Source organism: Methylophilus sp. Leaf414 (assembly GCF_001425425.1).
GTDB lineage: Bacteria > Pseudomonadota > Gammaproteobacteria > Burkholderiales > Methylophilaceae > Methylophilus.
Genome location: NZ_LMQQ01000002.1, coordinates 464,886 through 478,203, shown reverse-complemented (window position 1 = coordinate 478,203; position 13,318 = coordinate 464,886). Strand labels below are relative to the sequence as shown.

Annotated in this window: 14 protein-coding genes; 4 read left to right on the top strand and 10 right to left on the bottom strand. The window is 49.9% G+C overall.

Annotated elements, in window-relative coordinates:
- Nucleotides 1–73 precede the first annotated feature (73 nt).
- Entirely contained in the window at nucleotides 74–844 is a 771-nt protein-coding gene (gene xth / locus ASG24_RS06575) for an exodeoxyribonuclease III (protein WP_055869418.1), read from the top strand.
- A gap of 24 nt (nucleotides 845–868) precedes the next feature.
- Here xth and ASG24_RS06570 read toward each other — a convergent pair whose 3' ends face one another.
- Genes ASG24_RS06570 through ASG24_RS06560 form a run of 3 tightly spaced genes read right to left on the bottom strand, consistent with a single transcriptional unit; the run spans nucleotide 869 to nucleotide 3,645 of the window.
- Nucleotides 869–1,696: a hypothetical protein gene (locus ASG24_RS06570; RefSeq protein ID WP_055868961.1), complete on the bottom strand. Its 828-nt coding sequence runs from the start codon at nucleotides 1,694–1,696 to the stop codon at nucleotides 869–871.
- A gap of 22 nt (nucleotides 1,697–1,718) precedes the next feature.
- The gene (locus tag ASG24_RS06565) at nucleotides 1,719–2,135 is read right to left on the bottom strand and encodes a DNA polymerase III subunit chi (protein WP_055868960.1); all 417 of its coding nucleotides are present in this window, start codon (nucleotides 2,133–2,135) and stop codon (nucleotides 1,719–1,721) included.
- Between the two features lie 22 nt (nucleotides 2,136–2,157).
- A complete protein-coding gene (locus ASG24_RS06560; protein WP_055868959.1) occupies nucleotides 2,158–3,645 on the bottom strand; it encodes a leucyl aminopeptidase in 1,488 nt (495 codons plus the stop codon).
- 89 nt (nucleotides 3,646–3,734) lie between these two features.
- Between ASG24_RS06560 and lptF the strand changes: the two genes are divergently transcribed.
- Both lptF and lptG read left to right on the top strand, forming a co-directional pair.
- Complete coding sequence (gene lptF, locus ASG24_RS06555) at nucleotides 3,735–4,838, top strand: LPS export ABC transporter permease LptF (protein ID WP_055830145.1); 1,104 nt, start codon at nucleotides 3,735–3,737, stop codon at nucleotides 4,836–4,838.
- Between the two features lie 3 nt (nucleotides 4,839–4,841).
- A complete protein-coding gene (lptG, locus tag ASG24_RS06550) occupies nucleotides 4,842–5,936 on the top strand; it encodes an LPS export ABC transporter permease LptG (protein ID WP_055868958.1) in 1,095 nt (364 codons plus the stop codon).
- 28 nt (nucleotides 5,937–5,964) lie between these two features.
- Here lptG and ASG24_RS06545 read toward each other — a convergent pair whose 3' ends face one another.
- From ASG24_RS06545 to ASG24_RS06535, 3 genes are all read right to left on the bottom strand, one after another.
- Entirely contained in the window at nucleotides 5,965–6,363 is a 399-nt protein-coding gene (locus ASG24_RS06545; protein ID WP_055868957.1) for an RDD family protein, read from the bottom strand.
- Nucleotides 6,364–6,452: 89 nt separating this feature from the next.
- Nucleotides 6,453–6,995 carry a formaldehyde-activating enzyme gene (gene fae, locus ASG24_RS06540; protein WP_055830150.1) on the bottom strand — a complete coding sequence of 181 codons (543 nt, stop codon included), beginning with the start codon at nucleotides 6,993–6,995 and terminating at the stop codon, nucleotides 6,453–6,455.
- Nucleotides 6,996–7,043: 48 nt separating this feature from the next.
- Nucleotides 7,044–7,484: a GNAT family N-acetyltransferase gene (locus tag ASG24_RS06535; RefSeq protein ID WP_055868956.1), complete on the bottom strand. Its 441-nt coding sequence runs from the start codon at nucleotides 7,482–7,484 to the stop codon at nucleotides 7,044–7,046.
- 85 nt (nucleotides 7,485–7,569) lie between these two features.
- On the opposite strand from ASG24_RS06535, the gene ASG24_RS06530 reads away from it, so the two are divergent.
- A complete protein-coding gene (locus ASG24_RS06530; RefSeq protein ID WP_229008015.1) occupies nucleotides 7,570–7,953 on the top strand; it encodes a DoxX family membrane protein in 384 nt (127 codons plus the stop codon).
- A 63-nt stretch (nucleotides 7,954–8,016) separates the two neighbouring features.
- Here the strand turns inward: ASG24_RS06530 and ASG24_RS06525 are convergent, their stop codons facing one another.
- From ASG24_RS06525 to rsmB, 4 genes are read right to left on the bottom strand one after another with little or no spacing between them, the layout of a single operon-like run.
- Nucleotides 8,017–9,279, bottom strand: coding sequence for a sigma-54 dependent transcriptional regulator (locus tag ASG24_RS06525; protein ID WP_055830155.1), 1,263 nt, complete (start codon nucleotides 9,277–9,279; stop codon nucleotides 8,017–8,019).
- A gap of 12 nt (nucleotides 9,280–9,291) precedes the next feature.
- Nucleotides 9,292–11,454, bottom strand: a complete 2,163-nt coding sequence (locus ASG24_RS06520; protein ID WP_055830157.1) for an ATP-binding protein — start codon at nucleotides 11,452–11,454, stop codon at nucleotides 9,292–9,294.
- 3 nt (nucleotides 11,455–11,457) lie between these two features.
- The gene (locus tag ASG24_RS06515) at nucleotides 11,458–12,030 is read right to left on the bottom strand and encodes a DUF4390 domain-containing protein (RefSeq protein WP_055868955.1); all 573 of its coding nucleotides are present in this window, start codon (nucleotides 12,028–12,030) and stop codon (nucleotides 11,458–11,460) included.
- On the bottom strand, nucleotides 12,008–13,297 hold the full coding sequence (rsmB, locus tag ASG24_RS06510; protein WP_055868954.1) for a 16S rRNA (cytosine(967)-C(5))-methyltransferase RsmB: 1,290 nt from the start codon (nucleotides 13,295–13,297) through the stop codon (nucleotides 12,008–12,010). The genes ASG24_RS06515 and rsmB overlap by 23 nt, the downstream gene beginning before the upstream one ends.
- Nucleotides 13,298–13,318 lie beyond the last annotated feature (21 nt).

The following is a 13,318-nucleotide window of genomic DNA, read 5'->3' as shown; positions in this document are numbered from 1 at the left end:
CAAGGAGTCGTGTAAAATGCAGAAGGCATGATGTCAATGCCTGCCTTTAATGAATGTCGTATGGAGAACCCTGTTGAAACTGGCCACCTGGAATGTTAATTCGCTGACTGTACGACTGCCACATGTATTGGACTGGCTGGTCGCTAATCAACCGGATGCGCTCTGCCTGCAGGAAACCAAACAGGAAGACAGCAAGTTTCCGTATGCCGCTTTGCAAGAGGCTGGTTTCAATGCCATTCACAACGGGCAAAGAACCTACAATGGTGTGGCGATTATCAGCCCGCACGCGATCAACGAAGTGCATGTTGACCTGCCAAATTTTGCCGACGAGCAAAAACGCATTATTGCAGCGACCATACAAGGCGTCAGGATCATTTGCGCTTATGTAGTGAATGGCCAGGCACTGGATTCAGACAAGTTTCAATACAAACTGAACTGGCTGAACGCATTACACAATTGGATAACTGATGAGTTAAAGCAGCATGAAAAGCTGGCTTTGCTGGGAGATTACAATATCGCACCCGATGACCGCGACTGCCACGACCCGGTCGCCTGGGAAGGCCAGGTGCTGGTCAGCCCACAAGAGCGTGAGGCCTACCAAAAGCTGTTGGCACTCGGATTAACAGACAGTTTCCGCTTGTTTACTGATGAAGCCGGACATTACAGCTGGTGGGATTACCGGATGGCAGCATTCCGCCGAAATATGGGCTTGCGCATTGACCATATCCTGGTCAGCGACGTGCTGAAACCATTGTGCCAAAGTTGCCTGATAGACAAACTGCCACGCAAACTTGAGCGTCCAAGTGATCATACACCAGTGGTGCTAACGCTTGCTGATGCTTAAAAGTTAAATGCTGATCTATAAAAATTAAACGCTGGGCATGACGAATTTGATGCCCTGTAATACTTCCAGAATACTGGCTTTCAGGCGTTTATTCAGCTCTCCCTCGATCACCTGCATTTGCGCATTGACCATGCCTTGCACTTTGTCTTGCAACTCGGTTTCAACTGAAGATAATTCGGTATTGAATTTTTGTTTAAATTCGCTAGTTTGCTGTTCGGTGAATTCGTCAAAGGCGGTTTGCAGGGTCTGCTTGTATTCTTCCACCAGCCTGGCTTCCATCGCTTCCTGACCGGTCGTCAGTGTGTCCTTGCTGCTTTCCTGCAACTGGTGGATATGCTCCGCCATGGTCTTTTCAAGCTGCTCCTGCATCTGCTGTACCTTGGTCGCAATCTGCACCTGCTGGTCTTCAATCAATTGCGCCAGCTTCTCTTCCAGCTTTTGCTTGCCTGCGTTCTCGGCAACTTCACGTATGGTTTGCTCAGTGGTTGCCAGCAACTGTTGCTGCACTTCTGTTAACCTGGCAACCTCAGCTTCCACTGATTGCAGATGTTGCTTACCTACATTGCCCATGGCTTCGCGGAAAGCCTGCTCCACGGACTGGATGCTTTCCCCGACCTGCGCTTGCACCTGCCTGGATAGCCCTTGCTGAATGGATTCAGCATATTCGGCTAATGCCTGCTGCTCGACCACGGTTCGCTCAAAAGCACGTTGACCCAGCTGACTAGTCACTATATTGGTAATTTCGGGTAGCAGCGCCTGTTTGATCTGGGCGACTAGTTCATCCATATCCAGCGCCGCTGGAGCGGTTTTTTGTACCACCTTGGTTAATACCGGAATTTCTGAGATATCCACATGACCTCCCTGGCACAGGCGCTTACTGCGTCTGCATTTTCATATGCTGAATTTCGTAACCGCGGTCGCGATAAAACGCGTAGCGTTGGCGACCGGCTGTTTTGTCATCTTCGGCCGATCCGATCAGCTCGAATAAATGCCGGAAACGACTGAAAAACTTTGGCAACGTTTTCTGGCAATTGAACAACATGTCATCCTGACGAATATGTTCCGGTAACCAGGCCAGCAACACCGGCGTTAAGCTTGCCTGTGGCGCCTCTGCTAGCACATTGGGGATAAACGCAGATTGCTGCCACAAACTGTGACTTAACTGTTCCGCCGCTTCTGGTGATTCCAGGTAAATAGTCACCTGCCGTTGACGCGCGACAGCCTGTTCGACCAAATGCAGAATCAAACTGGACCTATCAGGAATATCGGTATAAAAGCGCACCCGGGTCATAGCGTTTCTATCTTTAACCCTATCAGGCCTTTTCAGTTGCCTGCTGTAACAAGTAGGTCACCAGCAATGGCACCGGACGGCCAGTAGCGCCTTTTTCCTTGCCGGATTTCCAAGCGGTACCAGCAATGTCTAGGTGTGCCCAGTCATATTTTTTGGCGAAACGAGATAGGAAACAAGCCGCAGTGATACTACCACCGGCACGGCCACCGATATTGCCCATATCGGCAAAATTGCTGTCCAGCTGGCCCTGGTATTCGTCCCATAGCGGCATCTGCCAGGCACGGTCTTGCGCTTTTTCACCGGCATCAAGCAGTTTTCTGGCCAGCGCATCATTATTGGCAAACAAACCGCTAGGGTGATGACCCAATGCAATGACGCAGGCACCAGTCAATGTCGCAATATCAATCACGGCAGAAGGTTCAAATCGCTCGGCATATGTCAGCGCATCGCATAGAATCAGGCGCCCTTCCGCATCGGTATTCAATACTTCAATGGTCAGGCCAGACATACTGGTCAGCACATCGCCGGGTTTGGTCGCGCGACCACTAGGCATATTTTCACAGGTTGGAATCAAGCCAACCACATTTAATGGCAGATCAAGTTCACCAATCGCTTTAAACACACCCAGCACACTGGCTGCGCCACACATGTCGTACTTCATTTCATCCATATCGGCACCGGGTTTGAGGGAAATGCCGCCGGTATCAAAAGTGATGCCTTTACCTACCAGCACCACCGGTTTTTGCGTTTTCTTGCCTTTTAAATGTTGCAGCACAATAAATCGAGGTGGCTCGTCACTGCCGCGTGTCACGCCGAGGAATGAACCCATTTTGAGTTTTTCAATCTCGGCTTCTTCCAGCACCTCCACTTTGAAACCATAATCTTTCGCTAACTTCTCAGCCTGCTTGCCGAGATAAGTCGGCGTACAAATATTCGGTGGCAGGTTACCAAGGTCTTTAGCCAGCGCCACACCATTACCCACGCTCTGGCCTTGTTTCACGCCGGCTTCAGCTTCTTCAACATCGGATTTTCCGACCAGTACCGTAATCTGCTTGAGCGGCTTTGGCTCTACTTTTTTTTCTTTGATCGCATTTACCTGGTAACTGGACTCCCATGCGATTTCTGCCAGTGCAGCCGCTTTTGACTGAGTATCTGATTTCTTGATCGCCAAACCGGCAAAATCTGTCGCCACGCTCTCAACGCCAGCTGGCAAACCTTTAATCGCAGCGCGGAAAGCATTACGCAACGTTCTCAGGCTGAACTCTTCGGATTTACCTAAGCCGACCAGCAACACCCGGCTCGCGGTAATGCCGGATAATTGGCGTAGTAACAAAGTGCTGCCGGACTTGCCTTCAATATCACCGGATTTCAGCGCATGTGTGATCGCTTTGCCACTTGCTTCATCCAAAGATTTGCCCAGATCAGTCAGCTTGCGGCCTTCATAAACGCCAACCAGCAAACAATCGGTACGCAATTTTTCCGGGCTAGTGTTTTTTATGCTAAATTCCATCTTTATCCTTTTATGTTCGAGTGCCTGTGACTTGAGCGATGATTGTATTATCTAGTGTTTTATGCTGATTTCAAAGCGGTGCATTTAAATTGAAAATATTCAAACGTGCATTGTCTGCAGAGTTGATGTCCTCATCTTCTGCCATTTTCCTGATTATTCTGGGTATCGTGGTCGCACAGCGCGCCGGTAATATCGTGCGCCAGGTTTCCAAAGGGATTCTGCCTAACGACGCCATTGGCACCATTCTCACCTTCAGCCTGGTGAAACTAATGCCTATGATGCTTTCTCTGGCTATTTTCCTGGCCGTATTGCTGACGTTAACGCGCTGGCACCGTGATTCGGAAATGGTGATCTGGATGAATGCAGGGCTTAGCCTGCGCCAGTGGGTAGTGCCCATCCTGCGTTTTATCTTCCCTATCGTACTGATTATCAGCTTGCTCAGCTTGTTTGTGATGCCATGGGCAACGGAGAAAGCGGACGGCTACCGTGAACAATTGAAAAAAAGGGATGAACTCTCTTCCATCAGCCCCGGCGCATTCAAGGAATCGAACAACGGCGAACGTATCTATTTCATTGAGAGTTTCGACAAACTTGGCTACGAAGTCAAAAATATCTTCGTTCAGTCACGCCAGCATGGTAAAACCGGCATCATTACCGCCAACCGCGGCAGCCGTTATAAAGCTAAAAACGGAGATAACTTCCTGGTCCTGCAACATGGCCGTCGCTACGAAGTGATCCCCAATACACTGGACGTTTCGACCACTGAATTTGAGCGTTACGACATCCGCATCGAAACCAAGGAAACCACGCCCCAGGAGGGAACAGCGCAGGCCAAGACCACGCTTGGCCTGATGAGCGATGCTTCACTCTCAGACCAGGCAGAGCTGCATTGGCGATTCGCGATTCCTATATCCACCATTGTCATGGTGCTATTGGCGATACCGCTAAGCTTTGTAGATCCGCGAGCCGGCCGGTCGCTGAATATCATGTTCGCTATCCTGATTTTTATTATCTACAACAACGTGTTGAGTATTTTCCAGGCGTGGATCACGCAAGGTAAAATTTCGGCATGGGTAGGTTTATGGCCGGTGCACATCTGTTTTGTATTACTGGGCTGGTATTTATACCATAGACGAAAACATCTTAAACCATTGATTCCAGACCTGTTCAAGCGTCGCACCAAGGCTGCATAACCCATGAGCCTGTCTATCCTCAATCGTTATTTTTGGCGGGAAATCAGCTTTAACATCATGCTGGTGCTGTTTGGCCTGCTAGCGATGTTCTCATTTTTTGACCTGCTGCAAGAGCTGGATAGCCTGGGGCGCGGTCATTACGGCATCAACAGCATGCTGACGTTTGTCGGGCTCAGTATTCCCGGGCATATCTATGAAGTAGCGCCAGTCGCTGTGCTGCTAGGTATTGTGTATACACTAGGCGCAATGGCCGGCAACTCCGAGCTAATCGTCATGCGTACCAGCGGCATTTCACTAAAGGTGATTGCCAAAATATTGTTAAGCATAGGTCTGGTATTTGCCATCGTCACCTTTATGATTGGTGAAATCATTGCGCCTTTGAGTGAAAAAATGGCGCAGCGGATCCGCATCCAGGCTACCGATTCAGTAGTGGCTCAAGACTTCCAGTCCGGGCTTTGGATTAAAGATGGCAGTAGTTTTGTGAATGTGAACACGGTACTACCGGATAGCAGTCTGGTAAATATAGATATCTATGACTTTGATCCACAGTTCCACCTGCGCAGTATCAGCCATGCCGAAAAAGGACATTTTGCCGATGACCACTGGAAGTTACTGAACGTTACGCAAACCATCTTTAATAATGAGCGCGCCGTGCAAAACAACTCGGTGACTTCAAAGTTTGTAAAACAGGCGCAGTGGGAATCGCTGATCAGGCCAGAACTGCTGAATGTCTTGCTGGTGTTACCGGAAAAAATGTCGGCCTGGAACCTGTATAGCTTTATTCAGCACTTGCACCGCAATGGACAGAAAAGTACCCGTTACCAGGTCGCTTTATGGTCCAAGCTGATCTATCCGCTAGCTTGCCTGGTGATGGTAGTGCTCGCCCTGCCATTTGGGTTTTTACAGCAACGTGCCGGCGGTATCAGTGCCAAGATATTTTCCGGGATATTACTCGGCGTGGTCTATCAGATTATGAACCGGGTATTTGTGCACCTTGGCGTACTCAATGACTGGTCACCCCTATTTAGTGCTATCGGCCCGACGCTGCTGTTTCTATTTGCAGGCCTGGGTATGCTGCACTACGTTGAAAAGCGCTAGGTTGAAAGACATTAGCGGACTCACACAGCTACAGCCTGACAACACGCGAGCCAAGCAAGCGGTCATGCAAAAACTGCTGTTCACGATCCAGGATAGCCCACCACAAGGTTAATCCAGCCGGTAACAGTAATATGCTGGCAACCACATACCGCATCACTGCCTGCTGCCATGCTAATAATTGCCCCTGCTGATTAACCACTTTCAGTTTCCACGTCTGGCTCGCCAATGTTTGCCCGCTCACCGTCCAGCAGCGGACAAAGTAAGCACCCATGCTTCCCCACACCAGCAGCTGCAATCCCAATCTTTTCCAACCTTGGCTGGCATCGCCAAACACCATGTAATAAATCGCGGTGAGGACCAGCGCTAGCGCCACCATTAAAAGCGATTCATAGACCACTGCCAGATAACGCTTAATCAAGAGTCTCATACTTACCTTCTATAACAAAAACCCCGCAAATGCGGGGCTTGGCAGGGGCAAACCGGATAACTTCAACTCCAGTTTCTGTTTATGCCAGCTTACTTTTGATCCCAGCTATCTTCCCACATGCAGTGTTTGATCTTGTGACGGTTGGCAATGATTTCGTCAATGCTTGGTTCGTCGTTCAAGGCACGTTTCAATGCCAGCTTGATCGCTTCGTAGTTGTTTTTGTACAAGTCAGCCTTGTCCAGGTTAGCTTCTTTGGCACAGCCCGGATCGATCCACAATAAAGCAACGATGCACAGGTCATTTACCAGTTCTTTAGGGATAATGCCTTCGATAACCGCATCAGTAATACCATCAGCCACACCCGCTTGCACCACGCCACCGAACAATTCAATGTTCAGTGAGTCTTTCAAAGTGACTTTAGGCACCATCATCGTCGCAGGGCGTACCATCTGGTTAATATCACGCACAGCAAACATGGCGGTATGGCCTTTGGTTTGCGCCATCATGTTGGCAAACGCAGTCCCAACCGGGCCATCAACGGCACCAATCACGATTTCCGGCATCGCCGCAGTTACATCTTTACCTTCGGAAAATACGGTGGCTTCACCGGCTTTTAATACGATCTTTGACATGAGAATTCCTTTTTATGTCTGGAAGTGATAGAAAAACTTAAACCGCAATTATACCAGCTCAAGCTGCATATCGACATGCATGATATTCGCATCCAGATAAGGCTCACTGCAGACCACAAAGCCTGCACGCTCATAAAATTTCACCGCCTGTGTTTGCGCTGACAAGCGGGCATATAACGCTTGCAGATGCCGGCATTCCTGGATGGCCTGTAGCAATAATGCCTCGCCTATGCCTTGCCCTCTCCATTCCGGTAACACCGCCATCCGCCCGATGTGTCCATCTTCCAGTACTCTGGCACAGGCGGCCGGTTGCCCGTCCACCATGACTAAAAAATGCATGGCGGTCGCATCTGATGCATCCCATTCCAGCGCCACCGGTACTTGCTGTTCGTCAATAAACACACGTTTACGGATCATGCGGCATTCGGGCCATAATGCATGTCGAGTATCAAAACGATGAATGATTAATTGAGTGCGTTCTACCGACACATTTCCGCTCCGGATGAAAGTTTGCAATTGTGATAAGCCACAGGCATTATAGGCGCTTTATAAAAACAGGATTTGAGGAAAAGAAATGTTGTGTCCATTACAAACTGCTGCCGCCAGGATTTTGCTAGCGCTGGTGTTCTTTGGCATTGTGATTTTGAAGCTGATTGCCATTACCTCTGCCCCTGATGGCTATCTGCAATATCAATTTATGCTGGGCCAATTGGGTTTGCCGGCCATATTTGCGCCATTGCTGATTTTTATCCAGCTCGCATTTGGCCTAGCCTTGCTGGTCGGCTTTAAAACGAAAATCAGTGCCAGAGTACTGGGTGTGTTAGCGGCTTTTATGGCCATTGTGTTGAGCCAGGCTTCGCTGGATGCATTTTTTGCCTACATGGGGATTGCCGGTGGCATGTGGTTGCTGAGTCTTTATCCGCAGACCGGGTACAGCCTGGATAACCGCCAGAAATAATACTTCTGGATGATGGAAAAAGCCGGGGAACCCCGGCTTTTTTTATTTATTTCAACCTTGTGATTAACCTTTTATCCGGATACCCAGTTGCTTGAGTTTACGGTACAAATGTGTGCGTTCCAGGCCGGAAATATCAGACAGGCGACTCATGTTGTTTTTAACCAGCCGCATATGATATTGAAAGTAAAAACGCTCAAACTCGTCTCTTGCTTCGCGTAATGGCTGGTCGAGATTCAGAGGCATATGCTGTTCAGCGGATTCTGCAATCTGGCCCTGAAAATCTTTCAACACCCGCTGTACATCTTCCTGTGTAATGCTGTCACCCAGGCTGGTCATCAGCAGGTTCTGTACGACCGATTCCAGCTCATCCAGGTCACCCGGCCAGTCTGCGTTACGCAGTGCATTTAATGCCGCGACATCAAACGATTTGTAATCGATCTTGCTGGCTTCTACCATCAAGGTAGCCATGGCATTGGCCAGGTCAGGAATATCTTCTTTATGCTCGTCCAGGCACGGCACTTTCACCGCTGCACCGGCTAGCGTCTGCAACAGGGATTGTTCCAGCATGGCTTTTTCAATCAGTTGCGGCAAGCCAAACTCGCTGCCACAGATGACTCGCACGCCATATTTTTCTGACTTGGCAATCAGCAAACTCAAACCCTTTTGCTCGGTTTTGCCCAGGCGCGTCACTTCATCGACGAAAACCACGCCTTCGCGCGCCTGCTCCAGGATCTCCATTGGTGCCGAGACCAGTTTGTCATATTCGGTGAGTGAAACCCAAGGTGTATTTGGTGGACGCAGGAATTTTGCACACAGCGGCACGCTGCCACCTTTTTTGCCGATCAGGAATAAAGTGTTTTTATGGCGGGCCAGTTGTTCCAGGCGTTGCTTGAGCTCCTGGATGACGGCGCTTTTGCCAAAGCTGGAAAGGTTGATTTCTGTATGTGCCAAATGCTCGGTGTGCTTGATGGCGGCACCCACTGTTTTAAGCAACTTTTGCAGCGCAATCGGCTTTTCCAGGAAATCGAACGCACCCAGGCGGGTAGCTTCAATCGCTGTATCAATAGTGCCGTGGCCGGACATCATAATGACCGGCATCGTCAACAACCCTGCATTCGCCCACTCCTTGAGCAGGCTGATACCATCGCAATCCGGCATCCAGATATCCAGCAATACCAGGTCCGGTCGCTGCTTGAGTCTTTCTTCGCGTGCCAATTGGGCATTTTCTGCCAGGCGGACTTGATGACCTTCGTCGCGCAAGATGTCGCTCAACAACTCGCGAATGCCGACTTCGTCATCAACCACCAATATATTCCGTGATGCCATGTCCGTACTTCCTTACACGATGCGCTCTACGCGCCGACGCTGTTGTTGTTTATCTACGGGCAGGTGTATCGTCACGCTGGCGCCCCCCTGTGGCAGATTATCTATACGTATCTGTCCACGTTGTTCTTCTATCATTTTCTTCACAATGGCCAAACCAAGGCCAGTGCCGTGCGATTTGGTGGTGACATAGGGTTCAAACACCCTAGCCATCACATCGGTCGGGAAACCACCGCCATTGTCTGTCAGCGATAATTTTACACGCTCGCCGTCGCAATCCGTGAGGATGACCACTTGCGGATGCTCCACCTGGCTCATCGCATCCTGTGCATTTTGCAGCAAATTATGCAAAATCTGCCGCATCATGGTGGCATCAGCCTGCACCTCAGGTAACTGTTGATGCAATACCAACTCCAGCTTAACCGTCGATCCATTGTACAAGCGGCTGACATCCCGGATCAAAGCATTTAAATCCAGTTTAACCAATAACGCTGCCGGTGTCCTTGCATATTCACTAAATTCATTGACCATGTTTTTCATGGCCTGCACCTGATTCACGATAGTATCGGTCGATTTCAGCAGCATCTCGGCATCTTTACTATCCAGCTTATCATGCAGTTTAAACTGCAGGCGCTCAGCAGAAAGTTGTATCGGCGTCAGCGGATTCTTGATCTCATGCGCCAGCCTTCTGGCCACCTCTGCCCAGGCTGCATCACGCTGAGCCTGCGCCATCACCGTCACATCATCAAACACCACCACCAGTCCATGCCCGGCACCTTCCGGCAAACGTGTGACACGCAACATCAGAATCTGTTTGCCGTGCACATGCTCAATATCGATCTGGCTGGTCATATGCCGCTCATGATGATCCAGCTGTAAAGTCTCATCATAATGGCGCATGACGATTTCTACAAATGGGCTTAAATACAGATTTTCGTTAGCGATTTCGGTAAATACTTTATTTTTGAAACCGACTAACGAAATGCCCAGAATACTGGTCGCCGCCAGGTTGTAGACGCGTAACTCAGCCCGCTCATTAATGGTCATCACACCAGAGCTTAAGTGCGACAGGATTGCTTCAAGGTAGGCGCGTGCAGATTCCACATGCTGTCGGCTTTGTTCAGAAGCGATTTTCGCTTCCTGCAACTGTCGCGTCATGCTGTTAAAAGACTTCACCAGCACACTCAGCTCATCTTTGCCGAATGAAGGCAATTGCTGCGAAAAGTCGCCGCTGGCAATCAGCCGTGTGCCTTCGGCAAGCACTGTCAGCGGTTGCGCCATGCGCCGGCTCAACGCAAATGCGATAATCAGCGCCCCTAGCATCGAGAGCAGGAGAATCATGGTCAGCGTCAGCATGAAAATATCTTTCAGTGACTGACGGCTATAGGACAAAGTCTGGTACTCGCGGTAAACATCCTGCACCGCTTCCGCAGTGTTAGACAGCGCTTTTGGCACCGGCTGCATCAGCTGCAGAATCCGCACTTCACCGATAATACCTAACGGCTCCACCGGCACCAGCACACGCATGTATAAGCCTTTACCCGGAATAGGCTCGATCTTGCCATACACGCCGCTTCTGGCCTGGCGTAACTGCGGTACTGAAGGCAGTTCTGGCAAGAAACTGCTCGGGTCGGCACTACTCACGGCCAGAATGGCGCCTTGTGGTGTGAGTAAAGCAGCATCCTGAATACCTGCTTTTTCACGTAAATCATTCAGTTGCGCATAATTAGACTTGGCAGCTTGCAGAGATAAAGAGACTGTCATGCCCTGCGCTTTATCTTTAAGCTCGGACAGCATGATATCCAGTGCCCGCTGACCAAGATTCAAGCCACCATCCAAGGCAGACTCAACTTTAACGTTGAACCACGACTCAATTGAGCGGCTGAGAAAATTCACTGAAACCAGGTAGACAATCATGCCGGGAATCAAGGCCATCAGCGCAAAAGTGACCAACAACCTGAAATTGAGTTTACTACCAACCTGTTTGGTTTTTGTGGTGCGGTAGAGGTGGCGTAACTGGTAGCCAATCACGCCCAGCAACAAGAGCGCCAGACCGGCATTGATATAGAGCAGGATGATGTAATAGTCGCCGCTGATGGCCGTGTTGGCACTGGCTAGGGACAACAGGTACAGCAGACCCGCCGCCAGCGAAATCGACAAAATCAGTACATAACGCATAACTTAGCGCAAGGTCTCCTTCACCCACCAGTTAAAGGTAGGCGTAACCAGTTCCCAATCACTCTCGCCAATCGCATCCACCTGCAAGGCTTTTGGCAATTTGCTGGTATCCAGATGCATTTTCAAGGCTGCATGATAAGACTGGTTTTTTTCAAGCGTGGCATGCGGTGCCAAACGCCAATCGTGGATAATGGATAACTCTTGTTTGGCATCACTCAGCGTATCAAATACTTTTTGCTGCTGCGGATAATTGAGGATGTATTGCTTGGTCAGCGCGTGGTAATTCAAGGTGACCTGGCGACGTTCGGTGACCACCTCATCATCAAACCAGTATTTAAGCGGTTTAACGATCTGGAACTCGTACAAAAAGGTTAGGGTGACGCCCTTGCTCAGCGCCTCTTCCAGCGCACGGCCCAGCTGGATATCCATTTCGGCATCCAGCGTCCATAAATCATCGCGCAATACCAGTTCTGCCACTTTAATATGTGCATGATTACCGCCAGCCAGTACTGACCAGGCAGTGAGCAGCATGCAGACTAGCAATAGACAGGATTTAATGCTTTTGCAACAACGCATAAAATAATCCGTCATGGGCAGCCACCGGCAATAATTGCCCGGGTGCTGCATGCTCGCACGGCAGGATGGAGGCATCAAACCCCACTGGTAGCCGGATTGCATCATCATGGGAAGTTAAAAATTGCTGGATTTGCATTTCGTTTTCTTGTTGAAACACCGAACATGTCACATAAAGCAATTTACCGCCTTTTGCCAGCATTTGCCACAAATTAGATAAAATTTGCTGCTGTGTGTGTGCAAAAGTCGCCAAATCCTGAGGTCTGCGCAACCATTTCATATCTACATGCCGGCGCACGATGCCGGAAGCACTGCACGGGACATCTGCCAGGATACGGTCAAACGGTTGCCCGTCAAACCAGTCAGTGCTGGCTGCATCGCCGGTAATGACTTTAGCTTGCAAACCCAGCCGCTGCAGATTTTCATTCACACGCTTCAGGCGTTCGCCTTCCACATCCAGCGACACTAAGTCCACATCGCAAGATTCAATAATATGGCAAGTTTTACCGCCCGGGGCACTGCAAGCATCCAGCACCCGCATGCCTGGCCAGACATCCAGCAAAGGCGCTGCCCATTGCGCGCCTGCGTCTTGGACACTGACCCAACCCAGGTCAAATCCGGGCAGCTTATGCACAGGTAGCGGCTGATGCAGCTGAATGGCCGTACTGCCTAAATGGGTGACCGAAATTTGTGACTCTTGCAAAGCCTGCAAATAATCTTCCACGCTGATTTTTCGCACATTGACGCGTAATGTCATCGGTGGATGCTCATTACCGACTGCGAGCATGGCTTGCCAGTGATCAGGGTATTGCTGTTTGATCAGGTCTATCCACCATTGGGGATAGTTCCAGGTGACCTCTTCTTTTTGCGTGACTACCCGTTGCAATGCTTCACGTTGCCGCAAGAAGTTTCGCAACACGGCATTCACTAAACTTTTGGCCCAGCGCTGACCGGTTTTACCTGCGGCTTCCACTGCCTGGTTCACCACCGTAAAATCATCGTCTTTGCCATGCAATAACTGCGAAAGCGCTATCAGCAATAAAGCTTCTACCCGTGTGTCAGAAACGGGCTTGGGGGTGAGCTTCGCCAGATAGGCGGCTGATTCCGCATAAAAGCGCAAAGTCAGATAGCTGTAATCCTGCGCAGCAGCCTGCTGTTGTGGCGTAGCAGCTTTGACTTTGCGCAATGCTTTTGGCATCGAGACAGTCAGGTTATGGCCAGCCAATACTTCGGCAACGGCATGGGCGGCTATTAGCTGGGCAACTTGCACGGAAATAAACTCGGAGTAAAA